This is a genomic window from Fluviicoccus keumensis (assembly GCF_004217445.1).
Taxonomy (GTDB): domain Bacteria; phylum Pseudomonadota; class Gammaproteobacteria; order Pseudomonadales; family Moraxellaceae; genus Fluviicoccus; species Fluviicoccus keumensis.
The window spans coordinates 1-25,737 of the sequence record NZ_SHKX01000011.1 but is presented as its reverse complement, the minus strand read 5'-3'; the positions used below and the strand labels follow the sequence as shown (position 1 = coordinate 25,737).

The following is a 25,737-nucleotide window of genomic DNA, read 5'->3' as shown; positions in this document are numbered from 1 at the left end:
TTCTTTCAATTCCCTTTCAATTGTTTCCAAACTTGATGCGAACTGCCTTATTCCCTCGCGGATTAGCTACAATCCTGATGTAATTCACTACAAAGACCTGATCAAACATGGCACACAAATTCACCGTTTCCCCTAAAGACGACCTGCAAGCCACCCTCAAGCGTGTTGAAACCACCATCACCGGCAAGGGCGGCCAATTCTCCGGGGACACCTCCCAGGGCAACTTCGCCGGCGTCACCCCGATCGGCATGGTCAAGGGCAGGTATGCGGTGATCAACGGCAAGGACATCGAGATCACCATCACCGACAAGCCCTTTGTCGCCCCGCAATCCATCATCGAAAACAAGATCCGCGACTACTTCAGCTGACCACGGCCGTGATGGCGGAAATTCAGACCGTCATCACACCCCTGGCGAGCAGGTACTGTCGTAACACATCCCGTCAGGCTACAATCCGGCCGGTTTCCATGTATTTACTCCTTTGTCCCTGGAGAACGGAATGCAAGCGACAAGCACCCTGGACGCGACCGATATCCCCTTTCCCGCAGGTATGCCCATGAACCGTGAAGACATCAAAAGCACCGGTGACCTGATGCGCTATGAACTGGCGCGTTTCCGCTCCTGGCGCTCCCATCAGGAACCGCAATTCCGTGAATGGTTTGTCGCCGTACAACTGTGGCAGGTGGAACGCCTCAAGCGCACCCACATCGCCCTGCTGGAAGACGAACGCTATCGCGCCGCCACCCAGTTCTTCCTCAGCGACATGTACGGCGGTCTCGACCTGACCGAACTGGCCAACGAGATCGAGCGTGCGCTGCCCATCGCCACCCGCCTGCTGCCGGACTCCGTCATGCGCACCAGCGCCGTCGCGCTGGAACTGAATGCCCTGACCGGCGAACTGGACGAAGCCGTCGCCTCCATCCTGTTCGAAAAGCTGGGCGTCACCGAAATCACTGACGAAGCCATGGTCGAGGCCTTCCGCCTGGCCGGTACGCGCGAAATGCGCGAGCGTCAGATCGCCCTGCTGCGCGAGCTCAGCACGGGCCTGGACAAGTACGTGCGTTCCCGCGTGATTTACGCCACCTTCAAGATCGCCAACAAGCCCGCGCACATGGCCGGTCTGGGCGCGCTCTACGACTTCCTCGGTCGCGGCTTCGCCGTGATGCGTCCGATGGGTTCGGCGCAGGAATTCCTTGACCTGTTCCTGAACAAGGAAGAGGACATCATGGACAAGGTCTACAACAACCATCCTGATCCGTTCAATTCCTGAACACGCCGGGGTGACCTAAATCAAGGTCGCCCCGTCACTTCGCGCCGCCGCCGTTCATCCCGCCATCTCAGCCTTGCGTCCCGACCGGGGAAAGCCGACAATCAGGCCTCCCGGATTTCTGCCCGATAGCTGACATGGCCACCCCGCAAGACGAAAACCTGACCCACTTCGGTTACAAGACTGTTCTCAAGGAAGAAAAAGCCACCAAGGTGGCGGAAGTCTTCCATTCCGTGGCCGCCAAATACGACCTGATGAACGACCTGATGTCGATGGGCATCCACCGGCTGTGGAAGCGCTTTACCATCACCCTGTCCGGCGTCCGGCGCGGCATGCAGGTGCTGGACATTGCCGGCGGCACCGGCGACCTGGCCCGCGCCTTCGCCCGCGAAACCGGCGCCACCGGCCGCGTGGTGCTGGCTGACATCAATGCCTCCATGCTCAATGTCGGCCGCGACAAACTACTCGACCAGGGCTTTACCGGCGTGGAATACGTGCAGGCCAACGCCGAATGCCTGCCTTTCGCCGACAACACCTTTGATGTCATCACCATCGCCTTCGGCCTGCGCAACGTGACCGACAAGGACGCCGCGCTGCGCTCAATGTACCGGGTGCTGAAACCGGGCGGACGGCTGCTGGTGCTGGAGTTTTCCAAGCCGTTGTACACCCCGCTGTCGAAAATCTACGACGCCTACTCCTTCAGCATCCTGCCCGCGATGGGCCAGATGGTGACCCAGGACGCCGAGAGCTACCGTTACCTGGCCGAATCCATCCGCATGCATCCCGACCAGGAAACCCTGAAGGGCATGATGGCCAACGCCGGCTTCGTCAACTGCGACTACCACAACCTGACCGGCGGCATCGTCGCCCTGCACCGGGGATTCAAGTAATGCTGATGCCGGTGGTGCTGGCTGTCGCCGGACTGGAAGACCTGATCAACCGAGCGCTGGACCTCGATCCGGGCAGCCGCCAGCGCCTGAATGCGCTGCAAGGCCGCAGCGTGCTGGTGAAAGTGCAGTTCCCGCCGTTGGACATCCTGATCCATCTCGACCACGACAAGGTGCGGCTGACGCCGCTGGAAAGCCATGAGAACCCGGCGGCGGACACCACGGTGGCCGCTTCCAGCCTGGTCCTGCTGCGGCAACTGATGAAACTGCGCGAGCCGTTTTCGGTGGGCGAGCTGCAGATCAGCGGCGACACCGCCCTGTTGCAGGAACTGCACGCCATCGCCGGAACCCTGGATATCGACTGGGAGTCCGCGCTCAGCCGCCTGGTCGGCGATGCCGCCGCCCACCAGATCGGCGAAGGCCTGAAAGGGTTCTTCCGCTTCGCCACGCAGGCCGCCTCGGACATCTTCAAGAACACCACCACCTACCTGCGCGAAAGCGGTCAGTTGTTCCCGCCGCGCTGGCAGGTGGAAGACTATATTGAGGAAGTGCAGGACCTGCGCTCCGACATCGAACGCTTTGAAGCCCGTCTGGCCGTCGTCCGGAAACGACTGGAAGACCGTCAGGCCGCCACTCCTTCCGAACCGGGAGACCCCCGCTGATGCTGGCCCACCTTCCCCGCCTGCTGGTGCTGTGGCGCATTGTCGCCTTCTACCGTCTCGACAAGCTGGTTCCCGCCGATGCGCCCATCCCGTTGCCTGTGCGCGCGGCCCTGCTGCTGGTGCGGTTGCATCCGGCCTGGTGGTCGGCCGAAGGCATGCTGGCGACCTACAGCGAAGGCGAGCGCCTGCGCAAGGCGCTGGAAGAAATGGGACCGCTGTTCATCAAGCTCGGCCAGCTGCTGTCCACCCGCCGCGACCTGCTGCCGCCCGGCCTGCTGGATGAGCTCAGCAAGTTGCAGGACCGGGTACCGCCCTTCCCGTCCGACACCGCCAAGGCGATTGTCGAGCAGGAGCTGGGCGGGCCGGTCAGCCAGTTCTTCAGCCGTTTCGACGAGCAACCCTTGGCCGCCGCCTCCATCGCCCAAGTGCATACCGCCTGCCGCCTCGACGGCCGCGAAGTCATCGTCAAGATCGCCCGCCCCGGCCTGGAACAGGCCATCCAGGAAGACTTCGGCTTCTTGAAGGCCGCCGCCGAATGGCTGGAAGCGCGTTCACCCGCCATGGCCGCCTTCCACGCCTGGCGCATTGTCTGCGATTACGAACAGGTACTGCTGGGCGAACTGGACCTGTTGCAGGAAGCGGCGAACACCACCCGTATGCGCAACAACTTCCCCGGTTCGAACCTGATCTATGTGCCGGAAGTCCATCATGACCTCTGCACCCACAACGTCATGGTCGAGGAACGCATCTACGGCGTGCCGGTTTCCGACAACGCCGCCTTCGAACGTCTGGGCGTCAACCGCAAGGTGCTGGCGGAAAAGGGCCTGACCGTCTTCTTCACCCAGGTGTTCAACCACAACTTCTTCCACGCCGACATGCATCCCGGCAACATCTTTGTCGAGACCACCGACCCGGCCAATCCGCGCTACATCGCGCTGGACTGCGCCATCATGGGCGAACTGAGCGACAAGGATCACCTGACTGTGGCGCGGCTGATGATGTCGGTAATGCAGAACGACTTCACCCAGTTGATCGACGTCGCCCACCAGGCGGGCTGGATTCCGCCGTCCACCGACATTCCCGGCCTGACCCGCGAGATCCGCCGCCTGCTGACGCCGATGCTGCAAAAGCGCATGGACCAGCTGGACTTCGCGCCGATCCTGCTGGGCGTGCTGGACGTCGCCCGCCGCTACCATCTGGAAGTGCCGCCGCAACTGGTGCTGCTGATGAAGACGCTGGTGCATGTGGAAGGACTGGGCCGCGAACTCTATCCCGAGCTGGACATCTGGTCGCTGGGCAAGCCGCTGCTGGGCAGCTGGCTGGCCGCGCGCATGAATCCGGCGGAAAGCGTCAAGTCGCTGATGAAGCAGACTCCGGCCATGATCCTCGGCCTTTCCGACCTGCCAGGGCTGGTCTGGGACAGCCTCAACAACCTGCGCAACAGCGCCGCCTGGCAGGAACGGCAATGGCGGGAACTGCAGCAATTGCAGTACCGCATGGCCGCCGACCGCCGCCGCGACTGGCTGGCGCTGTCCGGCTTCGTGCTGGGGCTGGCCGGGGTGGTCAGTTCTACCGGCCTCTCCGCCTTTCTCTGCCTGCTGGTCATGGTCTTGTCCGTCGTCTGGCGGCTGCTGGCCTGAACCCCGGTTCGGGCCGCATATCCCTTTAATCCGCCGCATGTCCGGATACTTGCCTGCACCCGGGGTTCCGGCGCTATAATCCCCAAGCCTTGGACAGGATGTGGCTTACCCGCCCGCTCCCTGTCCCCCGGTTTACGCCGCGATCCGGCGTTCGCCACCCGCTTTTTCCGTTACCCCGATGAAAAAGGAGACCCTCATGATTGCGCCCCTATCCCTTAGGGTTTGGGTCCGGAACCCCGCGTTCCGCTGACCGCGACACCTGACACGAAACCGTAAAAACCCGTCCTGCCCTCCTGTTCCGGCAGGCCTGCTTCTTTTGCGTTGACGCAAGGTATGCATCATGAACGAATCTCCCGTTGCCGCCGCCGGGCTCCCGGCCGCCGCGCATCCTCCGGCCCTGACGGCGCTGGAACAACTGGTCCAGCGCTGGATGCTGCGCATCCTGGTGCCGCTGAAGGGCTATCGCCACTTCGTGGCCGCGGACAGCTATGAAAACAATACCGTCGCCCAGTTCCTCGGCCTCGAAACCGCGCTTGACAGCGATACGCCCTACTCGCCGACCGAGGCCATCGCCGACCTGCGCAGTCTGTACGCCCGCCTGGAAAACACCGAACCTCCCGCGCTGCCGGACACCCTGCTGCGCAACCTGACCCATCTCTCCGGGCTGCTGGGGCTGGAAGAGTCGGACCGGCTGATCCTGGCCTTCGCCATCCTGCTGCATTCGCACCGCCTCCTCGACGATACGGCCGATTACCTCGGCCCGATGAACAGCATCGACCTTTACGCGGGCATCGCCACCATCCTCGGCCTCACGGAAATCCAGGTGCGGCAGGGCCTCAGCAACAACAGCGTCATGGCGCGCGCCGGCCTGCTCACCGTCGACCGCAACGGCATGATGTGCCTGCGCGGCAAGCTGGACCTGCTCTCCGGCGAGTTCGCCGAGCAGATGATGCATCAGGAAGTCAGCGATCCGGCGCACCTGCTGCGCGGCACGGTCAATCCGTCGCGGGCGGCAACGCTGTCGCTGGCCGACTACCCGCATCTGGCGAAGTCGCTGGCGGTGCTGCAGCCCTATCTGGCGCGCGCCGTCGCCGAGCGCCGCACCGGCGTCAACATCTTCATCCACGGCCTGCCCGGCACCGGCAAGAGCGAACTGGCGCGGGTGCTGGCGCACGAACAGGGTCACGATCTCTACGAAGTGGCCAGCGAGGATGATGAAGGCGACCCCGTCAACGGCGAGCGCCGACTGCGCTCGTACCGCGCCGCGCAGAACTTCTTCGCCCACCGCAAGATCTTCCTGCTCTTCGACGAAGTGGAGGACGTGTTCAACGACGGCAACGACCTCTTCGGGCAAAAGAGCACCGCCCAGACCCGCAAGGCGTGGATGAACCGCATGCTGGAAGAAAATCCGGTCCCGGCCATCTGGATGTCCAATGCCGTCAGCGGCCTCGACCCGGCCTTCATCCGCCGCTTCGACCTGGTGCTGGAGCTGACCGTGCCGCCGCGTTCGCAGCGCGCGCACATCATCCGCGGCGCTTGCGGCGAATTGCTGCCGGAACGCGATATCGAACGGCTGTCGCAGTCGGAACACCTGACCCCGGCGGTGATCCAGCGTGCGGCGCGGGTGATCCGCACCGTTCACGACACCCTGCCCGCGCAACGGGTGGCGGGCACGCTCACCGACCTGGTCAACCAGACGCTGGAGGCGCAGGGCCACCCCCGCGTTGGCGGTCCCGATGCGGATGCGCGCCCGGATTACTACGATCCGGCGTTCATCAATGCTGACGGCCAACTGGAGACGCTGGCCGCGCAACTGGACGAACACCGTCAGGGCACGCTTTGCTTCTACGGCCCGCCCGGCACCGGCAAGACCGCCTACGGCCGCTGGCTGGCCGACCGGCTGGAAATGCCGCTGCTGGTGCGCCGCGCCTCGGATCTGCTGGGCGCTTATGTCGGCGAGAACGAACAGCGCATCGCCGCCGCCTTCCGCGAGGCTGACCAGGAAAACGCCATCCTGTTGCTGGATGAGGTTGACAGTTTCCTGCAAGACCGCCGGCAAGCGCGGCAATCGTGGGAAGTGACGCTGGTCAACGAGATGCTGACGCAGATGGAAAGCTTCAGCGGCATCTTCATCGCCTCCACCAACCGGCTGGACGGCCTGGATCAGGCAACGCTGCGCCGCTTTGACCTGAAGATGAAGTTCGGCTACCTGAAACCCGCGCAAGCCTGGGCCCTGTTCCTGCGCTTCTGCGACAGCCTGGGGCTGGCGGCGCCGGAACCGGCGCTGCGCGGCGCGCTGGAACGGATGACCGTACTCACGCCCGGCGACTTCGCCACGTTGCGCCGCCAGCATCGGTTGCGGCCGCTGGTGTCAGCGTCGCAGGTGCTGGAGCGGCTGATCGAGGAATGCGATCTCAAGGAAGACGGACGTCAGCGCAGCATCGGCTTCCTGTAAGGGAAGCCGGCACCCCTGCCCCTGCGGGGGCGGTTGGTGCTATAGTTGCCGCCTCGTTTACCGCAAAGAACCCTGATGAACTGGCTAGACTCCGTCAAATTCGACGAACACGGGCTGATTCCCGCCATCGCGCAGGACGCCGTCACCGGCCGGGTGCTGATGGTGGCATGGATGAACCGCGAAGCCCTGGCCCTGACGGCTGAACGCAAGGAAGGCGTCTACTGGTCGCGCTCGCGCCGCAAGCTGTGGCACAAGGGCGAAGAGTCCGGGCATATCCAGAAAGTGAAGGAAATCCGCCTCGACTGCGACAGCGACGTCATCATCCTGCAAATCGAACAAGTGGGCGGCATTGCCTGCCATACCGGACGCGAGTCCTGTTTCTACCGCCGCCTGGACGACAACGGCCAGTGGCAGGTGGTGGACGCCATCCTCAAGGATCCCCACGCCATCTACGAGTCTCCCAAGCATGAACACTAACGACGTGCTGGCCGAACTGGGCCGCATCCTCGCCGAGCGCAAGCAGGCGTCTCCCGACTCGTCCTACGTCGCCAGCCTTTATCACAAGGGTCTGGACAAGATCCTGAAAAAAGTCGGCGAGGAATGCACGGAAACCGTGATGGCCGCCAAGGACGCCCAGGTGGACGGCCAGACCGAACACCTGATTTATGAAACCGCCGATTTGTGGTTTCATACCCTTGTCATGCTCGGGCACTTTAATGTGCCGCCCGAGGCCGTCGTCACCGAATTGGCCCGTCGCTTGCATATTTCCGGCCACGCCGAAAAAGCGGCCCGATCCACCACTGCGGAGTAATCTCTCATGTCCGGTTTGTCCCTGCCCCACCTGCTGCTGCTGCTGGTCATCATCTTCCTGCTGTTCGGCACCTCGAAGCTGAAGAACATCGGCAAGGATCTCGGCGGCGCCATCAAGGGCTTCAAGGAATCCATGAAGGAAGAAGAGGAAAAACCCGCCGCGCCCCAGCAACAGATTTCCCAGAACCAGAATCCGCCGATCGACAGCACCGCCCGTCCGGTGGATGCCCCGAAAAAAGATAACACCTGATGTTTGACGTCGGTTTCAGCGAACTGCTGCTGCTGGCGGTCGTCGCCCTGGTGGTGCTCGGCCCGGAAAAGCTGCCGCACGCCGCGCGCATGACCGGGGCGTGGATCGGCCGCATCCGCCGCATGGTGCTGGGCATCCAGGCTGAAATCGAGAAGGAAGTGGCCGCGCAGGAAATGCGCGACCGCATCCAGAAAGAAATCGAACGGCTGAAATCCACCGAAGTCGCAGTCAACCAGCAGGTCAGCGCGATGGAGAACACCATCCGCCAGACGGTGGAGGAAGCCGCCGCGCTGCCGCCTGACACCCCGGTTGCAACCATAGAGCCAGCGCCTCACGCCGAGATTGCGGCCCCCGAAGCCGCAAGCGCCGTCCCTCCCGAAACCACCCACGAGCACCGGCCCGCCCCATGAGCCAGGAACCCGAACTGCAGGATGAGATGCCGCTGGTATCGCATCTCATCGAGTTGCGCACACGCATCATCAATATCCTGAGCGCGCTGGGCATTCTTTTTTTCGCCCTGGTCGCGTTCCGCAACGATCTCTACAGCCTGCTGGCCTCGCCGCTGCGCCTGCTGCTGCCGCCCGGCAGCTCAATGATCGCCACCGACGTCACCTCCTCGTTCATGGCGCCGTTCAAGCTAACCTTCTATGCGGCTTTCTTCCTGGGCATCCCGGTGGTGTTGCACCAGATCTGGGCCTTTATCGCCCCGGCTCTGTACAAGCACGAGCGCAAGCTGGCCATACCCCTGCTGGTGTCCAGTGTCTTCTTGTTTTATACCGGCGTCGCCTTCGCCTATTTCGTGACGCTGGGTCCGGTGCTGAAATTCTTCGTCAGCGTCGCGCCCGAACACGTCAGTTTCATGACCGACATCAACAGCTATCTCGACTTCTGCCTGAAGTTCTTCCTGGTCTTCGGGTTCACCTTCGAAATTCCGGTCGTGGTTTTGTTGATGGTGATGGCGGGGATCATCAGCACGGCAAGCCTGATCGAAAAGCGCCGCTACATTGTCGTGCTGTGTTTCGCGGTCGCCATGTTCATCACCCCGCCGGATGCCCTGTCGATGGCCGTGCTGGCAATGCTGATGTGGATGCTGTTCGAGGTGGGCGTCCTGTTCGGACGCATTCTGGAAAGCCGCCGGGAAGCGGCGGGCAATTAGGTTTCCAGCAGGAAAGTCACCGGGCCGTCATTGACCAGCGACACCTTCATGTCGGCCCCGAAAATACCCGCACCGATCACCGGATGCGCCTTGATGGCCTCCGCCAGAAAATAGTCGTAGAGGAACTCCGCCAGCGCCGGTTCCGCCGCCGCGGAAAATCCTGGTCGCAAGCCCTTGTGCGTTTCCGCCGCCAGCGTGAACTGCGACACCACCAGCAGGCCGCCGCCAATGTCCTTCAGGCTGCGGTTCATCCGCCCTTCCACATCGGGAAAAATCCGGTAGTTCAATACCCGGTGCAGCAGCTTGTCCGCCTGCTCCGCGGTATCGCCGTGCGCCACGCCCAGCAGCAACAGGATGCCTTGGCGGATCTCCCCGGTAACCTTGCCATCCACCGTCACGCTGGCCTCGCTGACCCGCTGGATCAATCCGCGCATCAGGCCAGCCTGCGCGCGAAATCGTGAGTCGCCTTGACCAGCGCATCGATGATGCCCGGCTCGGCGGCGGAATGCCCGGCGTCACGGATGATGTGCAACTCGCTGGCGGGCCAGGCCTTGTGCAGGGCAAAGGCGTTATCGAGCGGACAGACCACATCATATCGGCCGTGGACAATGACGCCGGGAATATCTCGCAGGCGATCAGCTTTCGCCAGCAGGTCGCCCGGCGGCAGGAAGATGTCATTGACGAAGTAGTGGCATTCGATCCGCGCCAGCGCCAGCGCCGTATGCGGATCGGCGAAATGCCCGACTACGCCGGGATTGGGCTTCAGCGTCGAGCACAGCCCCTCCCAGACTGACCAGGCCTTGGCGGCCGCCATCTGCGCAATCTGGTCGTCACCGGTCAGGCGGCGGTAGTAGGCTTGAATGTAGTCGTGACGTTCGGCAACCGGAATCACTTTTTCATAATCTTCCCAGGCGTCCGGGAAGATGCGGCTGGCGCCGTCCTGGTAGAACCAGTGCAGATCCTCGGGGCGACACAGGAAAATGCCGCGCAGGATCAAACCGGACACCCGCTCCGGGTGGGTTTCGGCATAGGCCAGCGCCAGCGTCGAGCCCCAGGAGCCGCCAAACAGCAGCCAGCGGTCAATGCCCAGAAACTCACGGATGACCTCCATGTCAGCCACCAGCGCCGGGGTGGTGTTGCCCGCCAGTTCAGCATGGGGCGTCGATTGCCCGGCCCCGCGCTGATCGAACAGGACGATGCGGTAAACCTCGGGGTCAAAGAAGCGGCGGTGCCACGGTTGCGTGCCCGCACCCGGGCCGCCGTGCAGAAACACGACCGGGATACCCTGCGGATTCCCGCTTTCCTCGACATACAACACATGCGGCTCGTCCACGGCCAGGCGGTGCTGGGCGTAGGGCTGGATTTCGGGATACAGTCCAAGCATCTTGCTCTCCTCGTGATACGTTTTAGAGTAATGACTAAAGCCGTTCCTGACAAATGCCCTGTCTGTGATTACAATCCCCTTTTTGTCACCCGTGTCGAGAGTCTCTTCATGAGCCGCTTTCCCCTCTTGCTGGAACCCCGGGAACTGGCCCCCCGCCTGGGTGAGCCCGGCCTGTTGATTCTCGACCTGTGCAAGGAATCCGTCTATCGCGAGATGCATGTTCCCGGCGCAGTGTGGCTGAGTGGCCGGGAACTGGTGGGCGGCGAACTGCCCGCCGCCGGAAAACTGCCGTCGCTGGAGCGGCTGGAGTCCTTGTTCGGTCGCCTGGGGCTGACGCCGGAAACGCACGTGGTGGTCTACGATGACGAAGGCGGCGGCTGGGCCGGACGGCTGGTCTGGACCCTCGACATGATCGGCCACCGGCATTATTCCTACCTGAACGGCGGCCTGCACGGCTGGCTGGCGGCGGGGCTGTCCATTGAAAACACCGCCAATACCCCGACGCCGAACCCCAGTCTGAAGCTTCAAATCCAGACCGACGCGCAGGCTGATGCCGATTACCTGCTGGCGCATCTGGGCGACGGCCGCCACGCCATCTGGGATGCGCGCTCGCCGGACGAGTTCCACGGCCAGCGCATCCTGGCCCAGCGCCCGGGCCATATGCCCGGCGCGGCCAACTATGAATGGACCCGCGCCATGAACCGCGAGGATGCCCTGCGCCTGCGCGATCTGGACACCATCCGCCGGGAGCTGGCCGACTTGGGCATTACGCCAGACAAAACCGTAGTGACCCATTGCCAGACGCATCACCGTTCCGGCTTTACCTATCTGGTCGGCCGCATCCTCGGCTTTCCCTCGCTCAAGGCCTATGACGGCTCGTGGAGTGAGTGGGGAAATCGTCCCGACACGCCGATAGAACGCTGACTCCCATACGACCGGCGCCTGATGCGACCGGCCTGAAATACCGACAACGAGTACACCATGTCCGACACCCTGTTTATCGCCCTGCAGCACATCCTGCCCCAGCACCTGTTGTCCCGCGGCACCGGCTGGCTGGCCGCTACCCGCATCAAGGCCATCAAGAACACTTTCATCAGCCGCTTCGCCCAGGCTTATGACGTCAACATGGCGGAAGCCGCCGAGGAAAATCCGCTGGCCTATGAGAATTTCAATGCCTTCTTTACCCGTGCGCTGAAGCCGGGCATGCGCCCGATTGCTCAGGGCGCCAAGGTTGTCGCCTGTCCTGCCGACGGCGCCATTTCCCAGATCGGGGGCATTTCCCAAGACCGCATCTTCCAGGCCAAAGGCCGTGACTACAGCGTTGACGCGCTGCTGGGCGGAGATGCCGCGCGGGCGCGGCCTTTCATTGGCGGGCAGTTCGCTACCGTCTACCTGTCGCCCAAGGACTACCACCGCGTTCACATGCCGTTCACCGGCAGACTGAGGGAAATGATCTATGTGCCCGGCGACCTCTATTCCGTCAACGCAGCCACGGCCGGAAATGTAGACAACCTCTTCGCCCGGAACGAGCGCCTGGTGTGCATCTTCGATACCGCCGCCGGACCGATGGCGGTGGTGCTGGTGGGCGCCATGATCGTTGCCGGCATTGCCACCGTCTGGGCCGGCGACATCAAGCCGCACGGCCGTCACGTGACGGTATCGGGCTACCAGCACCAGAACATCACCCTGCAAAAAGGTGATGAGCTGGGCCGCTTCTATCTGGGTTCCACCGCCATCGTGCTGTTCGGCCCGAATGTGGTCGAATGGGCGGACGGTCTGACCGCCGGCGCAGCCGTGCGCATGGGCGCGGCCTTCGGGACGTTGCGCTAGGCATGCGGATTACGCTGAAGCAGCTCGGCGTCTTCACGGCGGTGGCGCGCTATGGCACCGTCACCCGCGCAGCCCAGGAGCTCAACCTGACCCAAAGCGCCGCCAGCATGGCGCTGGCGGATTTTGAAACCCAACTGGGCTGCCTGCTGTTCGATCGCGCCGGCAAGCGATTGCAACTCAACGACCTGGGACGGCAACTGCTGCCCAAGGCCATTACCACCCTCGCCCATGCCGAGGGTATTGAGGAGCTGGCGCGCGGCCGGGGAAGCCAGGTCGGCAGCCTCAAAATCGGCGCCAGCCTGACCATCGGCAACTATTCGATGCCGCCGCTCATCGCCACCTTCATGCGCGAGCATCCCGAAAGCCAACTGACGCTGGAAATCGCCAACACCAGCAACATCATCACGTCTCTGGGACAGTTTGAGCTGGACATCGGCTTCATTGAAGGCTATTGCCATGCCCCGGACCTGGAAGTCATTCCCTGGCGACACGATGAGCTGGTCGTGTTTGCCGCTCCGACCCATCCGCTGGCTTGTCGAGAATCGCTCACCGAAACGGATCTGGCAGATGCGGAGTGGGTTTTGCGCGAACCGGGATCCGGCACGCGCGAGATTTTTGACAACGCCGTACTCGGGCGCATGCCACATGTGAAAGTCCTGCTGGAGCTGGGGCACACCGAAGCCATCCAGCGGGTTGTCGCCAGCGGACTCGGAGTCGGTTGCGCCTCGCGCCTTTCCCTCCGCGAAAGCCTGGATAACGGCTCCCTGAAAATCCTGCCGACACCGTTCTGGAATCTGGACCGTCAATTCTTCGTGCTGATTCACCGGCAGAAATACCGGACCTTTGGCCTGGTGCGCTTTTTGGAACATTGTTTTGTGAACTGCTAGGGTTTTCCCTTATATAACTAGTGTTTTCCCGATGATCAGATTGGAATAACGGTGCGCCTATCAGTATTATGTGACAAGGCTATGACCTTTAACCAATTGATAGTGTTAGCTTTCTAATGAGCATCCAAGGGATACGCAACCTGCAGGTCACCAGTATCTGCCTGTATTTTCTGGCTTTTGTATCGGCCGGTATATCTATTGCCACCTTGTCCCTGGGACTTGCCGTTACCGCCTCCCGTTTTTTTGAACTGTCCCTGGTTTCACTGGCGGCGGGCGCCTCCTTCATGTTTATCGCCGGCAGGATTCGCTGCCCGGTCTGTGACTTCGTATTTGTGGGTCGCCGCTCCAAGCGATACTTCACCCGAACGTGCCGTAACTGCGGGCGCCGCGCGGGCGACACCGCCTGATTCCCCTCGTATTAACGCTTCCCGAACACTCTGGCGGCTTGTCACAAATAGTCCTCGTCAAGGCTTGCGCTTTGGGAAGTAATCTACAAAAATCAAAACATCTGATGGGTACGTGCATTACCGTATAAGGACCTGCATGGCAGGATAGGGAGAAAAGCCTGTAACAAGAGCGATGGCTTGAATGTTATACAGGCTTGAGCCCGGGTACACGGCACTTGATGCGACACCCAGAAACGGGACAATACAGGTCAGCACTGCAATGACAACAACAACGAGCAGCATTATTGGTCAATCCATCCCGGACAAGAACCTGAGCCGGCTTAGCCTGGTCGGCAGCAGCAAGACGGAGATGGAGGCATGGGTCGCCACCCTGCCGATCATGAACGTCGGGGAGACCGCGAAACGCCTGTACCAGACCTTGCAGGAAATTACCCGCCTGAAGACTTCGGAAGAAACCCGATTCGAATTGCTGGAGGTGCTTCGCGCACCGGTCTATACCATTTTGCAGGCCTTGGCCAAGCACTACCTGAACCAGTCCGTCCTGCTTCCCGAACGGGCCAGCCGCGTTGCAACACTGGCCCAATCGTTGCGCGCCCACTTGGCCTTCGGGTACAAGATCGTCGTTTACGAGTGTGTTGACAAACTGCAGACGAAGCTCAGCATGCTGGGTTTTGGTCGTCGGCAAACACAGCATCTGGCGGCGCAAAGCATGCAACGGGCCATCAGCGAGCTGGGCGGCTTGCTTCTGGAGTCGAACACGCTGTACCTGCCGTCGCCAACCGGGCTATGGCTGGACCTGCACTCGCTGTACAAGATCGCCAATACGCATGGGCTGGCGCAAATCAAGGTAGCCGATCCCCATTTTGCCCATGTGCGCGAACTCAGCCCGGGCGATGCCTATATCCGCGCCCTGATTCTGGCCGCCTCACACACCAACAAGTTGCGTCAGACCGAAATCCGCCAGATTTATGATGCCACCGAAGTCTGGGTTAACCTGCTCAAGATCAAAAACCAGGTGGCGACCGGCGACCTGCTGATTGTCAACTCGGAGACAGACTCCCCTCCGGCCTACATCACCAAGGCGACAACCAGTCCGAATTCGTTTTACATCGATGCCCAAAAGCTGGTTCAACACCTGCAAACCCTGGCCACAACCCCGCCGGCGCAGATCGGCCGGGCCGAATCGGCCCTGACCTCCAGTCTGCTGCAGCACCTGATCGGGATCTGGAACGCCCCGACCGAACGGACCTTCGCCCGTCGTAGCTATCAGGGGGAATTGCTTGTCTGTCTGGGGCTTACAGCCACGCATTACCACTTGGCAGGCGAGCAGGATTTCGAATCGGTGATTAACGTTCACCAGATGATGTCCGAGGAGGAAGCCAATTTCTTCCTGCAGGACCATAACAACTCGACCATGCACAAGGAAGCCAAGGAAGTGGATCCCTGGCGCATTACCTTCGGCACGGTTGATGACGAATTCAAGGTTTCCCAGAAGGTTCAGGCGCAATTCAGTTCTTTTTACAACAAGGAAAACCGCGCTCCGCGGGATACCAGCAATCTCTATCCGCCGCTTCGCGCCGAAATCGTCAATATCAGCCCGGGCGGCTATTGCATCCGCTGGAGTGGTGAACCGCCGCTGTCGCTTCGCACCGGCGAGATTCTGGTTCTGCGCGAGCCCGATGACACCAGCTGGAATATCGGCGTCATTCGCTGGGTCAAACAGCTGCCCACCCAGGGCGCGGAAGCCGGCATCGAGATCCTGTCTGCCCGCGCCAAACCCTGTGGCGCGCGCGTGCTGAAAAAAACCGGCGAATCCACTGAATACATGCGGACCCTGCTGTTACCCGAAATGAAGTCACTGCACCGCCCCGCCACCCTGATTACCCCGAACCTGACATTCCGCAGCGGTTACCGGATTATCATCCGTTTGGGCAACGAGGAGGTCAAAGCACAATTGACAACTGAGAACCTGACCACACAAAGTTTTAGCCAGTTCGAGTTCGCGCTGTTACAATCGCAGGAAACCATACAGGCTGCCGCAGCCGCCAATACGCCTGTCGCTGCCCGCAGCAAGGCGCCGTCAGAAACTGACGACTTTGACTCCTTGTGGACCAACCTGTAGCCGGCATCCATGAATTGCCAGATAGCCCCGTCTGAGAGGCTTCAAACCCCGACCCTGGACTATTTCCAATATGGCCGCAAAAAGTGAAACCCTGCGCCTTCTGGTGCTGCACAATTCGGCAGATAACACTGAAGAAATTGTAAAAGCCCTGAAAAACGCAGGAACACCGACTCGTCCGCAGCTCGTTGACAATCTTGAGGACTTCGAGGACACCCTGAACTCGCAACCGTGGGATCTGGTGCTGGCCGGGGAAGAGGTTTCCGGCAGCTCGTACTCCGAGGCCCTGCAAACCATTCGCAATCGCGACAAGGACATTCCGCTGATTGTCCTGCTCAAAGCCTACGATGAAAGCATGATTGTGGAGTCGCTTGAGGCCGGCGCGGTCGATGCGATTGTCTTTGACCAGCATCAACACGTCGTTTTCTGTATCCGCCGCGAGATCAAGAACCTTTACCACCGCCGCGCCCAGCGCACTGCCGAGGCCTTCCTCAAGGAAACGGAAAAGCGTTGCCAGCTACTCCTGGAAAATTCCCGCGACGCCATCGCCTATGTCCACGACGGCATGCACATTTATGCCAATACCTCGTACGTGGAACTGTTCGGTTATGAATCCGGCGAAGATCTCGAAGGCATGCCCGTCATCGACCTGGTGGCCAAGGAAGACCTCTCCGGCTTCAAGGATTACCTGCGCGCTTACGGCAAGGGTGAAAAGATCTCAACCGATCTGAAATTCCACGGCGTCCGGGCGGATGGCGATAAAATTGACGCCATGATGCAGCTTTCCGCAGCCAGCTACGATGGCGAGCAGTGCACGCAGATTGTGATTCGCCGCGATGACGGCAAGGCCAAGGCCGCCATGCTGGCCGAGCAACTCAAGGTTGTCACCAGTCTGGATGGCCTGACAGGCCTGCCAAACCGTCAACGATTTGAGGAAAACCTGGAAGAGGCGCTGATCAAGGTTCGCCGTGAAAAGAGCCAAAGCAGCCTGTTCTTCATGAGCATGGACAATGTCCCGCAAATCAATGCCGCCGCCGGCATTGTCGGCACCGACAACGTCATTTCCTCGCTGGCGCAGTTGCTGAAGGATCTCCTCAATGACGGGACGCTGGCCCGCTTCAGCGACACCGCGTTTACCGTGATTCTCCCCGAGACTTCGGCTGATGTCGCCAAGGCTACCGCCGAGAAATTGTGCCAAGCCGTGCATGAGCGCCTGTTCGACATCCCCGGCGGCAAAACCATCCAGACCAGCCTCAGCATCGGGATCGCCATGATCGGCGAAACCGCCCCGGATGCTCCGGAAATCCTGTCGCGAGCGGTCAATGCCGCTGAAAAAGTCAAACTGCTGACCAAAGGCGTCGGTAACGGCATCAATCTGTATAACCCGGCTGAAAATGCCGCCGCCAACGACTCCGCCCTGCGCGAACTGCTGGCTGAAGCACTGGAGCAAAGCAAGTTCAAGCTGTTGTTCCAGCCCCTGTTCGACGTTGAAGACGAAACCGCCCAGTTCTTTGAGGTCTTCGTCCGCCTTCCCCTGGCCGACGGCAAGCTGATGACCCCGGACGAATTCATGCCCGTGGCGCAACGCTATCAGCTGGGCAGCAAGATTGACCGCTGGGTCATGATCAATGCCTGCAAGCGCCTGAAGGAGCACCTGGGGCGTCACCCGGGCAGTCGAATGCTGATTAACCTGACGGCCGAATCGCTGCAGGATCCATCACTGGCCGATCTGGCGGGCAAGCTGGCCAAGGCCATTGATCCCAAGGGGCATCCGCTGGTCATCCAGTTCTCGGAAAATGATGTGGTTACCTACCTCAAGCAGGCCAAGGAGCACAGCACGTTGCTCAAGGCGGCGGGGTGCCCCCTGTCAATCACCAACTTCGGCTGTACCGTCAATCCGATGAATACGCTGAAGCATGTCGATGCCGATTACATCAAGCTGGATCGCTCGTTCACCCAGGACCTGAGCCAACCTGAACATCTCGACATGACCAAGAAAATGGCCGGCGACGTTAATGCCCTGAACAAACGGCTGATCGTTTCGTACGTGGAAAACGCCAACACCGTTTCCAAGCTCTGGACGATGGGCGTACGTTATCTCCAGGGCTATTATCTGCAGCCGCCGTCAGAAAACCTGACCTACGAAAGTCAAAGCTGACACGGGAATAGCGGGCCGGAAGGCCCGCTCCGTGCTTCAGTTCCCGCCCGTCAAACTCACTCACAAAAACCGCACGATGCGCCGGTTAGGGCAATTGCATGTTGCGTCCCGGCTCGCTAGGCTTGGACGACAACGACAATAACCCGCTCCAGGAATAATACGCACCATGCTGATGTCTCCCGAAATCACCCCCGGCGGCTATACCCCTCCCGAACGCCGCCTGCTGGGCCCCGGCCCGTCCGATATTTCCACACGCGTACTGCAGGCACTGGCCAAACCCACGATCGGCTATCTGGACCCCAGCTTCGTCGGTATGATGGAGGAACTGAAGGCGCTGCTGCGCTACAGTTTCCAGACCCGCAACGCCCTGACCTTCCCGGTTTCCGGCCCCGGCTCAGCCGGCATGGAGATGTGCTTCGTCAACCTCGTGAACCCCGGTGACAAGGTGATTGTCTGCCGTAACGGCGTCTTCGGCGGGCGAATGGTTGAAAACGTGGAACGTTGCGGCGGCATTCCGGTCATCGTCGATGATGTTTGGGGAACCCCGGTGGACCCGCAGAAAGTTGCCGATGCCTTCCGCCAGCACCCGGATGCGTGCGTGCTGGCCTTTGTCCATGCCGAAACATCCACCGGCGCCCTCTCCGATGCCGATACGCTGTGCCGTATTGCGCGTGAGCACGACGCGCTAACCATTGTCGATACCGTCACCTCGCTGGGCGGCGTCCCGGTGCTGGTCGACCAGTGGCGGGCGGATGCGGTGTATTCCGGCAGCCAGAAGTGTCTGTCCTGCACGCCGGGGCTGTCACCAATCACCTTCAGCGAACGCGCCGTCGACACCGTCAAGGGACGCAATCGCAAGAGCCAAAGCTGGTTTCTGGACCTGAACCTGCTGCTGGGCTATTGGGGTGAAACCACTCGCACCTATCATCACACCGCGCCCACGAACAGCCTGTATGCGCTGCATGAGGCGCTGCGGGTCCTGCAGCAAGAGGGGCTGGAAAACGCCTGGGCGCGCCATCGCAGCAACCATCTGGCGCTGAAGGCGGGTCTGGCCGAACTGGGCATCGAGTTTGTGGTGGCGGAAGACGCCCGCCTGCCGCAAGTGAACTCCATCCACATTCCCGGCGGACTGGATGACAAACAGGTGCGTGGCGCATTACTGCAACAGCACGGCATCGAGATCGGCGCCGGGCTGGGCGCGCTGGCAGGGAAGATCTGGCGGATTGGACTGATGGGCTATTCCAGCCGGGTCGAGAACGTGATCGCTTGCCTCAACGCCATGGAGTCGGTGCTGATGGCGCAGGGAGTGAAGGCCGAGCCGGGTTCGGCCGTTGCTGCCGCCTACCGGGCTTATGCCGCCCAGGCGACTGCACGCTGATGGATGCCGCCGGCATGCGCCTGATTCACGGGCTGCCCCTGATCGTCGCGCTGGCCGGCTGCAGCCAAACCCCTGTCACCCCGGCCGGAGGCGCGCGGACAATCGTGCCGACGGTCCCCACCGTGACCTCGCAAGTGGAAGTGTTCAATCACCTGCCGAAGGACTTCGACCGTTCCGCCTGGCTGTTCGCCCAGCTTGAAACCGTGCCTGCGATCCGCTCCGCCAAAGTAGCACCGGCGCGACTGGAACTGAACGACGGGCAAATGTCCGGCTATACCGGCTGCAACGGGGTATTCGGCAGTTATCAGCGCGAGAACACCCGGATACAGTTTACCGGGGCGGGGATTTCGCGGCGCTTCTGCACCGAATTGGCCGATCAGGAAAAACGGATGCTGGACGTACTGTCACGCACCCGTTTCGGCATGATCGCCAAGGCCAACGGTTATTTGCTGTTGCTGGATGAAAACAAGGCCATCCTGGCCGAACTGCTGCCAATGCCGCCGAAGGACAACTAAGGCGTTTTAACGCTCCAGATCGCGATCGCGCACTCCCAGCAGGTACAGAATCCCGTCCAGACCCAGCGTGGAAATGGCCTGACGCGCATTCTGGCGCACCAGCGGCTTGGCGCGGAAAGCGATACCCAGACCGGCGATCGACAACATCGGCAGGTCATTGGCGCCGTCCCCCACCGCAATCACCTGTTCCAGCCGCACCCCCTCGCGCGAGGCTATTTCGCGCAGCAATTCCGCCTTGCGCTGGCCATCCACCACCTGCCCCACCACCCGGCCGGTCACCTTGCCGTCGACAATTTCCAGATCGTTCGCGTAAACGTAATCAATGCCCAGCTTGCTTTGCAGGTATTGCCCGAAATAGGTGAAGCCGCCGGAGAGAATGGCTGTCTTGTAACCCAGGGCTTTCAGGGTGCGCACAAGATGCTCCGCGCCTTCGCTCAATTTCAGTCGCGCCGCAATGTCGGCCAGCACATTCGCGTTCAGGCCCTGCAGCAGAGCCACGCGTGCCTCGAAGCTCTGCTTGAAATCCAGTTCGCCCTGCATGGCCCGTTCGGTAATGGCGGCGACCTGTTCGCCGACTCCGGCGGCCTTGGCCAGCTCATCAATGACTTCATGCTCAATCAGTGTCGAGTCCATGTCAAAACAGACCACGCGGCGGTTGCGGCGATACGCGTCATCACGCTGGAAGGCGATATCGACACTGAGTTCATTCGCAAGACGCAGGAAATCCGCGCGCATCTGATTGATATTCGCCGGTTCGCCGCGCACGGAGAATTCGACGCAGGCCTTGCCGGGGCCGTTGTTCTCGCCTTCCAGCATCACTCGTCCGGACAGGCGCGCCAGACCGTCGATATTGAGACCGTTCTCCGCCACGATGCGCGAGACTTCCGCCAGATGCTCGGCGGTAATCTTGCGCGCCAGCAGGGTCACGATATAGCGGGATTTGCCCTGACCGCCCACCCACTGGTGATAGCTGTCCTGGGTAATCGGCGTGAACCGGACCTGCAACCCGAGATCATGCGCCCGGAACAGCACCGCCTTCATCAGCAACGCGGACTCCATGGGCGACGGCGACTCCACCACCACCCCCAGCGACAGCTGGTCGTGGATGACCGCCTGGCCGACATCAAGGATATTCACGGAATGACTGGCCAGTACCTGCATCAGGCTGGCGCTCAGGCTGGGACGATCCGGCCCGGCAAATGACATCAGAATGATTTCGCGCATAAAGTCCCGCAATTAACCGGCGAATTGGGCGGGGATGATAGTGAATTGCCCGACAATCGGCTATGCTCCCCGCAACAAGCGCTCGATTATAATTTGTTTTTTGCCTTAACTGTCTTCCATTCGGCGAGGGGGTCCAATTGATCCAGTCACGCAGTCTTGTCATCGTGCTTGCGGTGAGTTTTCTTGTTCATGCGACACTGATGGTCAGCAGCGCCAAACATGAGGTGGATCACGCCCAGCAACCGGTGGGAGAACTGCTCGCCTCGCAACTGGCCACGAACGCCGCGCCGCTGATGATGAACCAGGACTCCGTCGGCCTTGGCCTGATGGCTGACCGCTTCGGACAGACTCCGGGAGTGCTGAGCCTGAAGGTCATGGGGACGGATGCCCGGGCCGTGGCCTCCGGCGGCAATGCGCCAACCCTGTCGGGATTGACCTTCAAGGCCCCGGTCAAGCTGGATGACAAATCGCTGGGCAATGTCGAAGTCGTGCTGGCCAGCCCCGCCCGCGGCGAGATCCTGCGCGGCAGCGGCCTGGAATTGCTAGGCTCCTTGGTGCTGCACCTACTGCTGGGTTCGTGGCTGATCTGGCCGGAACGGTTCCGCAACGTGAAGGTGCCGATCCTGCAACCCTTGCCGCCGCTTCTGCGCCGTTCTCCGGCTCCAACGCTTGAAATACCCGCCCCCGTCGAAGAAGTCCCGCCTGCCGCCACGGTTTTCCTGCAAGTCGTTCTGGAGGACAGCAAGGGCCTGCTGCAACGCGTCAACGCCAGCACCGCCGACCAGATGCTGGTGATTCTGGAAAAACTGCTGTTGCGCGCCGCTCGCCTCTACCAGGGCAAGGTCCAGCACACCTTTGGTCCGGAAGGGGCTTCCGTGCGCTTCGAGGGTGATGATGAAGCCGCCTGCCTGCAACAAGCCCTGTCCTGCGGCCGCCTGTTTCTGATGCTTGCCGATACCGCTTACCAACAGCGTCGCAGCGCCAAGCTGTTCGCCCTGCCGGTGAAGGCGGCGATTTGCCCGCTGGGCGATCGCGAGGAAGGCGTGGTGCTGGATGAAGTGATGCAACTGGCCCGTCGCGGCGATGTCCAGTCCCTGTTGCTGCCCGGTAACCTGACCGGCCTGGATACCCTGAAAGCAGCGCACCGGCTGGAGTCGATGGCTCCGCCGCCCGCTCCGGCCCCTGAGTCCGCGCCGGTTGAAGGCGAAGCGGCCGCTGACGAAACAACGCCAGCGGATATCGCCTCCCCGTCCGAATCGCCGGATGCCGAAGCGCCTTCGGCAGCAGAAACCCCGGCAGCCACAAACCCGGAACCGCCCTCAGAGATCTATCCGTGGCGCGTGATCGGTCTGTCGGAATTGGATGAAGCCCGCGTGCTTGAACAAAAGCAGCACATTCTGGAACGCAAGAAACCGGCGGCGGACGCCGCCTGACCGGCCCGCCTATTCAGGCTTGCTGTCGATACCGAACCAGAGAATGGTTTCGGCCGCGCCACGCCGCACTTTCACCATCGCCGGTCCCAGAAAAAGGCCCGGCGACACTTCCCGCAATTCATCCCTGATGCGCTGTACCACCCAGGGGTTACCCGGCAGGTCATAATCAAGCACGATGCAGCGTCGGCCATCGATCGCCGAAGTGTCGATGCGGCTGGCGAAGGTAAACAGATTCAGGGTAGGTTTCAGCAGTTTGATGCGATTGGAGCCTTGCCCGGCATGGTCCGCCGTCGCCTCAAAACTCTTGCCCTCCCACGGAAACACGCCCAAACGCGCAATGGCGGCAATAAAGCTGTGCGGCAAACCGTTGTCCAGATAACGAACCGCCAGCATACGCCCTTTGGGGCTGCCGTTGAGTGACACCACCGAGACGGGTTCGGGAGCGCCGAGATAGACTTCTTCCAGTTCGGCAAAGCTGCGGCGGGCCAGATCCTCCAGCGTGCAGCCTGCCAGCAATGGGGCGGCAGTCATGGTAGTTCTCCTCACTGGAGTCATTATTGTTGTAATCGTTTCAAGACTAGGCTTGCCGGATACCTGTCTCAACCAAAAGCACCGGCAAGTTGCAACGAGGCGTTACGGACGGGCGGATGACCACCCTGCCTCGCTTACTCACCGATGGACAGTGATTCGACTCGCTGGAAGCCGCGCGGCAGCTTGGCGCCGCGACGGCCGCGCTCACCCCGGTAATGCTCCAGGTCGGTCCACTTCAGGGTCAGGTGGCGGTTGCTGGTATGCACCACCAGCTTGTCGCCGGTACGGCAAACCGCCATGGCCTTGAGGGATTCCCCCTCATCCAGCCCCAGCAGCTTGTTGCCTTTGCCCTTGCTCAGCACCGGCAGGTCCTTGACCGGGAACATGAGCAACCGGCCTTCCGAACTCAGCACCACCAGCCAGTCTTCCTGCGGATTCTGCACCGTCAGCACCGGCATCAGGCCCGCCCCTTCCGGAACGGTTACCACAGCCTTGCCGTTCTTGTTGCCCGCATCCAGATCCCCCAGCGTGGACAGGAAGCCGTAACTGATATTGGTGGCCAGGATGATCGGTTGAGTCGGCTCCCCCATCAGGACCTGGATAAAGGCGGCGCCTGACGGCGGATTCAACCGGGTGGTCAACGGTTCCCCCTGGCCACGGGCGGACGGCAGGCTGTTGGCGGGCAGCGAATAACTGCGACCGCTCGTGTCCAGGAAATAGGCCGGCTGGTTGCTGCGTCCCTGGGCGCGCGTCAGGTAAGCATCCCCGGCCTTGTAGCTCAGTCCGGCGGCGTCGACATCATGGCCCTTGGCCGCCCGGACCCACCCCTTCTCGGACAAGACCACGGTCACCGGCTCGGCCGGGGTCAGGTCGCTTTCCTTCAGGGCCTGGGCCTCGCCGCGCTGCACCAGGGGTGAACGGCGGTCATCGCCGTACTTGGCCAGATCCGCCTCAAGTTCGCTCACCAGCAGGTCGCTCATCGCTTCTTCCGACCCCAAAACCGCCTCGAGCGACTGGCGTTCCTTTTCCAGCTCATCCTGCTCACGCCGGATCTCGATTTCTTCCAGTTTGGCCAGATGACGCAACTTGAGGTCAAGGATGGCCTCCGCCTGCACGTCGCTGAGACCGAAGCGTTTCATCAGCTCGGCCTTGGGATGGTCCTCGTAACGGATAATGGCGATGACTTCATCGATGTTCAGGTAGGCGATCAGCAAGCCGCCCAGAATGTGCAGCCGCGCCATGACCTTGTCCAGGCGGTGCTGCAGGCGGCGGCGTACCGTGTTGCGGCGGAAGACAAGCCATTCACTGAGCAAGGAACGCAAGTCCTTGACCTGCGGGCGGCCATCCAGGCCGATGACATTGAAGTTGGCGCGGTAGCTGTATTCCAGATCGGTCGTGGCGAACAGGTGGCCCATTAATTGTTCAACATCGACGCGGTTGGAGCGGGGAACAATGACCAGCCGGGTCGGGTTTTCATGATCGGACTCATCGCGCAAGTCCGCCACCAGCGGCAGTTTCTTGGCATTCATCTGGTCGGCGATCTGGGTCAGCACCTTGGCGCCGGATACCTGGTGCGGCAAGGCGGTGATGACGATATCACCGTCTTCCATTTCATAGACGGCGCGCATCTTGAGGCTGCCGCGACCGGTGGCGTAGAGATTCATCAGTTCACTGCGCGGCGTGATGATTTCGGCGCGCGTGGGGTAATCCGGGCCGGGCACGAACTCCAGCAGTTCGGAAAGCGTCAAGCCCGGCTCGCGGATCAGGGCGATGCAAGCCTTGGCGACTTCACGCAGGTTGTGCGGCGGAACATCCGTTGCCATACCGACGGCAATGCCGGTGGTGCCGTTGAGCAGCAGATTGGGCAGGCGTGACGGCAAGGTTAGCGGTTCTTCCATGGTGCCGTCGAAATTGGGCCCCCAGTCAACCGTGCCCTGCCCCAGTTCGCTCAACAATACGTCGGCATACGGAGACAGGCGCGCCTCGGTGTAACGCATGGCGGCGAAGGACTTGGGATCATCCGGCGACCCCCAGTTGCCCTGACCGTCCACCAGCGGATAACGGTAGCTGAACGGCTGCGCCATCAGCACCATGGCTTCATAGCAGGCGGAGTCGCCGTGCGGATGGTATTTGCCCAGTACGTCGCCGACGGTGCGCGCGGATTTCTTGTGCTTGGCGGAGTTGCGGAGGCCCAGTTCGCTCATGGCGTAGACAATGCGGCGCTGAACCGGCTTCAGTCCGTCACCAATAAACGGCAGGGCGCGGTCCATGATGACGTACATGGAATAATTGAGGTAGGCCTGCTCGGTGAAATCGGCCAGGGGGCGTGCTTCGCTAAAGTCGGTCAGGGTCGTCGTAGTCATGGATCTGGCTGGTTCGGGAAGGGGCGAACGGTGTGTCCGCATCATCATTGGTGCAGAAGTGTAGCGACACCTCCCGGCAATGACCAGCGCTGAAAAAACGAGGGGCGACAAGTTGTTACGCTTGTCGCCCCTCGCCTGTTACGGTACCGCGCTTACTGTTCGACCTGGACGCAGAAGCGAACCTCCCCGGACTGCCCGCCACCCAGTCCGACCGGGTTGTTGCTGAACTGCCAGCGGATGTTCCCCGTGCTTCCTGACGACGGTGCGGTGCCGGTGCCGGCGGACGACGTCTGGCACAGCAGCGACGACGGGGTGCTGGTGCAGGACGCGCTGTGGAAGAGCGTGAACGGCGGCGTGGCATCGTTGATGACCACGTCCTTCA

Annotated in this window: 23 protein-coding genes and 1 pseudogene; 18 read left to right on the top strand and 6 right to left on the bottom strand. The window is 61.5% G+C overall.

The genetic code is table 11. The features are described 5' to 3' along the window. The first annotated feature begins 107 nt into the window (after positions 1-107). The 10 genes and pseudogenes from EV700_RS05500 to tatC all read left to right on the top strand — a co-directional run bounded on the left by EV700_RS05500 (position 108) and on the right by tatC (position 9,126). The gene (locus tag EV700_RS05500; protein WP_130411582.1) at positions 108-368 is read left to right on the top strand and encodes a hypothetical protein; all 261 of its coding nucleotides are present in this window, start codon (positions 108-110) and stop codon (positions 366-368) included. Between the two features lie 130 nt (positions 369-498). After that, positions 499-1,269 (top strand): DUF8198 family protein, encoded by a 771-nt coding sequence (locus EV700_RS05495; RefSeq protein WP_130411581.1) that lies wholly within the window; start codon positions 499-501, stop codon positions 1,267-1,269. A 56-nt stretch (positions 1,270-1,325) separates the two neighbouring features. After that, a complete protein-coding gene (gene ubiE / locus EV700_RS05490; RefSeq protein WP_341272939.1) occupies positions 1,326-2,156 on the top strand; it encodes a bifunctional demethylmenaquinone methyltransferase/2-methoxy-6-polyprenyl-1,4-benzoquinol methylase UbiE in 831 nt (276 codons plus the stop codon). Further along, entirely contained in the window at positions 2,156-2,815 is a 660-nt protein-coding gene (locus EV700_RS05485) for a ubiquinone biosynthesis accessory factor UbiJ (RefSeq protein WP_130411577.1), read from the top strand. The genes ubiE and EV700_RS05485 overlap by 1 nt, the downstream gene beginning before the upstream one ends. Further along, positions 2,815-4,455, top strand: a complete 1,641-nt coding sequence (locus tag EV700_RS05480) for an AarF/UbiB family protein (protein WP_130411575.1) — start codon at positions 2,815-2,817, stop codon at positions 4,453-4,455. The genes EV700_RS05485 and EV700_RS05480 overlap by 1 nt, the downstream gene beginning before the upstream one ends. Positions 4,456-4,795: 340 nt before the next feature. Continuing rightward, a complete protein-coding gene (locus tag EV700_RS05475) occupies positions 4,796-6,910 on the top strand; it encodes an AAA family ATPase (protein WP_130411573.1) in 2,115 nt (704 codons plus the stop codon). Between the two features lie 75 nt (positions 6,911-6,985). Beyond that, positions 6,986-7,721: pseudogene (hisIE, locus tag EV700_RS17320) on the top strand (bifunctional phosphoribosyl-AMP cyclohydrolase/phosphoribosyl-ATP diphosphatase HisIE). 6 nt (positions 7,722-7,727) lie between these two features. After that, positions 7,728-7,970: a Sec-independent protein translocase subunit TatA gene (gene tatA, locus EV700_RS05465; protein WP_130411571.1), complete on the top strand. Its 243-nt coding sequence runs from the start codon at positions 7,728-7,730 to the stop codon at positions 7,968-7,970. After that, positions 7,970-8,380: a Sec-independent protein translocase protein TatB gene (tatB, locus tag EV700_RS05460; protein WP_130411569.1), complete on the top strand. Its 411-nt coding sequence runs from the start codon at positions 7,970-7,972 to the stop codon at positions 8,378-8,380. The genes tatA and tatB overlap by 1 nt, the downstream gene beginning before the upstream one ends. Further along, a complete protein-coding gene (gene tatC / locus EV700_RS05455; RefSeq protein ID WP_130411567.1) occupies positions 8,377-9,126 on the top strand; it encodes a twin-arginine translocase subunit TatC in 750 nt (249 codons plus the stop codon). The genes tatB and tatC overlap by 4 nt, the downstream gene beginning before the upstream one ends. Here the strand turns inward: tatC and dtd are convergent. Together dtd and pip are read right to left on the bottom strand one after the other, a co-directional pair. Continuing rightward, a complete protein-coding gene (dtd, locus tag EV700_RS05450; protein WP_130411565.1) occupies positions 9,123-9,560 on the bottom strand; it encodes a D-aminoacyl-tRNA deacylase in 438 nt (145 codons plus the stop codon). The two genes, tatC and dtd, sit on opposite strands and share 4 nt — an antisense overlap. After that, positions 9,560-10,510 (bottom strand): prolyl aminopeptidase, encoded by a 951-nt coding sequence (gene pip / locus EV700_RS05445; protein ID WP_130411563.1) that lies wholly within the window; start codon positions 10,508-10,510, stop codon positions 9,560-9,562. The genes dtd and pip overlap by 1 nt, the downstream gene beginning before the upstream one ends. A 108-nt stretch (positions 10,511-10,618) precedes the next feature. On the opposite strand from pip, the gene EV700_RS05440 reads away from it, so the two are divergent. The 7 genes from EV700_RS05440 (at position 10,619) to EV700_RS05410 (ending at position 19,804) form a co-directional block, all read left to right on the top strand. Further along, positions 10,619-11,434, top strand: coding sequence for a sulfurtransferase (locus tag EV700_RS05440; RefSeq protein ID WP_130411561.1), 816 nt, complete (start codon positions 10,619-10,621; stop codon positions 11,432-11,434). Between the two features lie 57 nt (positions 11,435-11,491). Then, a complete protein-coding gene (gene asd, locus EV700_RS05435) occupies positions 11,492-12,340 on the top strand; it encodes an archaetidylserine decarboxylase (protein WP_130411559.1) in 849 nt (282 codons plus the stop codon). Between the two features lie 2 nt (positions 12,341-12,342). Further along, entirely contained in the window at positions 12,343-13,227 is an 885-nt protein-coding gene (locus EV700_RS05430; RefSeq protein ID WP_130411557.1) for a LysR family transcriptional regulator, read from the top strand. 666 nt (positions 13,228-13,893) lie between these two features. Next, the gene (locus tag EV700_RS05425) at positions 13,894-15,756 is read left to right on the top strand and encodes a hypothetical protein (protein WP_130411555.1); all 1,863 of its coding nucleotides are present in this window, start codon (positions 13,894-13,896) and stop codon (positions 15,754-15,756) included. 70 nt (positions 15,757-15,826) lie between these two features. Continuing rightward, entirely contained in the window at positions 15,827-17,911 is a 2,085-nt protein-coding gene (locus EV700_RS05420) for a GGDEF/EAL domain-containing response regulator (RefSeq protein WP_130411553.1), read from the top strand. 166 nt (positions 17,912-18,077) lie between these two features. After that, positions 18,078-19,289 (top strand): pyridoxal-phosphate-dependent aminotransferase family protein, encoded by a 1,212-nt coding sequence (locus tag EV700_RS05415; RefSeq protein WP_207224590.1) that lies wholly within the window; start codon positions 18,078-18,080, stop codon positions 19,287-19,289. 14 nt (positions 19,290-19,303) lie between these two features. Next, positions 19,304-19,804, top strand: coding sequence for an META domain-containing protein (locus EV700_RS05410; protein ID WP_165391345.1), 501 nt, complete (start codon positions 19,304-19,306; stop codon positions 19,802-19,804). A 6-nt stretch (positions 19,805-19,810) separates the two neighbouring features. Here EV700_RS05410 and serB read toward each other — a convergent pair whose 3' ends face one another. Next, positions 19,811-21,028, bottom strand: a complete 1,218-nt coding sequence (gene serB / locus EV700_RS05405) for a phosphoserine phosphatase SerB (RefSeq protein ID WP_130411549.1) — start codon at positions 21,026-21,028, stop codon at positions 19,811-19,813. A 137-nt stretch (positions 21,029-21,165) separates the two neighbouring features. Between serB and EV700_RS05400 the strand changes: the two genes are divergently transcribed. Beyond that, a complete protein-coding gene (locus EV700_RS05400) occupies positions 21,166-22,461 on the top strand; it encodes a hypothetical protein (protein WP_130411547.1) in 1,296 nt (431 codons plus the stop codon). Between the two features lie 9 nt (positions 22,462-22,470). Here EV700_RS05400 and EV700_RS05395 read toward each other — a convergent pair whose 3' ends face one another. From EV700_RS05395 to EV700_RS16780, 3 genes are all read right to left on the bottom strand, one after another. Beyond that, the gene (locus EV700_RS05395; protein WP_130411545.1) at positions 22,471-22,992 is read right to left on the bottom strand and encodes a hypothetical protein; all 522 of its coding nucleotides are present in this window, start codon (positions 22,990-22,992) and stop codon (positions 22,471-22,473) included. A 134-nt stretch (positions 22,993-23,126) separates the two neighbouring features. Further along, complete coding sequence (parC, locus tag EV700_RS05390; protein ID WP_130411543.1) at positions 23,127-25,355, bottom strand: DNA topoisomerase IV subunit A; 2,229 nt, start codon at positions 25,353-25,355, stop codon at positions 23,127-23,129. Between the two features lie 152 nt (positions 25,356-25,507). Then, positions 25,508-25,737 (bottom strand): hypothetical protein (locus tag EV700_RS16780; RefSeq protein ID WP_165391344.1); only part of this gene is annotated, 230 nt, incomplete at its 5' end.

Coding starts and splice junctions, on each gene's coding strand:
- EV700_RS05485 (WP_130411577.1), top strand. CDS start 2,156: ATGCTGATGCCGGTGGTGCTGGCTGTCGCCGGACTGGAAGACCTGATC.
- tatC (WP_130411567.1), top strand. CDS start 8,377: ATGAGCCAGGAACCCGAACTGCAGGATGAGATGCCGCTGGTATCGCAT.
- tatA (WP_130411571.1), top strand. CDS start 7,728: ATGTCCGGTTTGTCCCTGCCCCACCTGCTGCTGCTGCTGGTCATCATC.
- tatB (WP_130411569.1), top strand. CDS start 7,970: ATGTTTGACGTCGGTTTCAGCGAACTGCTGCTGCTGGCGGTCGTCGCC.
- EV700_RS05425 (WP_130411555.1), top strand. CDS start 13,894: ATGACAACAACAACGAGCAGCATTATTGGTCAATCCATCCCGGACAAG.
- parC (WP_130411543.1), bottom strand. CDS start 25,355: ATGACTACGACGACCCTGACCGACTTTAGCGAAGCACGCCCCCTGGCC.
- EV700_RS05440 (WP_130411561.1), top strand. CDS start 10,619: ATGAGCCGCTTTCCCCTCTTGCTGGAACCCCGGGAACTGGCCCCCCGC.
- EV700_RS05420 (WP_130411553.1), top strand. CDS start 15,827: ATGGCCGCAAAAAGTGAAACCCTGCGCCTTCTGGTGCTGCACAATTCG.
- serB (WP_130411549.1), bottom strand. CDS start 21,028: ATGCGCGAAATCATTCTGATGTCATTTGCCGGGCCGGATCGTCCCAGC.
- dtd (WP_130411565.1), bottom strand. CDS start 9,560: ATGCGCGGATTGATCCAGCGGGTCAGCGAGGCCAGCGTGACGGTGGAT.
- EV700_RS05430 (WP_130411557.1), top strand. CDS start 12,343: ATGCGGATTACGCTGAAGCAGCTCGGCGTCTTCACGGCGGTGGCGCGC.
- EV700_RS05475 (WP_130411573.1), top strand. CDS start 4,796: ATGAACGAATCTCCCGTTGCCGCCGCCGGGCTCCCGGCCGCCGCGCAT.
- EV700_RS05495 (WP_130411581.1), top strand. CDS start 499: ATGCAAGCGACAAGCACCCTGGACGCGACCGATATCCCCTTTCCCGCA.
- EV700_RS05480 (WP_130411575.1), top strand. CDS start 2,815: ATGCTGGCCCACCTTCCCCGCCTGCTGGTGCTGTGGCGCATTGTCGCC.
- asd (WP_130411559.1), top strand. CDS start 11,492: ATGTCCGACACCCTGTTTATCGCCCTGCAGCACATCCTGCCCCAGCAC.
- EV700_RS05395 (WP_130411545.1), bottom strand. CDS start 22,992: ATGACTGCCGCCCCATTGCTGGCAGGCTGCACGCTGGAGGATCTGGCC.
- EV700_RS05410 (WP_165391345.1), top strand. CDS start 19,304: ATGCGCCTGATTCACGGGCTGCCCCTGATCGTCGCGCTGGCCGGCTGC.
- EV700_RS05500 (WP_130411582.1), top strand. CDS start 108: ATGGCACACAAATTCACCGTTTCCCCTAAAGACGACCTGCAAGCCACC.
- EV700_RS05415 (WP_207224590.1), top strand. CDS start 18,078: ATGCTGATGTCTCCCGAAATCACCCCCGGCGGCTATACCCCTCCCGAA.
- pip (WP_130411563.1), bottom strand. CDS start 10,510: ATGCTTGGACTGTATCCCGAAATCCAGCCCTACGCCCAGCACCGCCTG.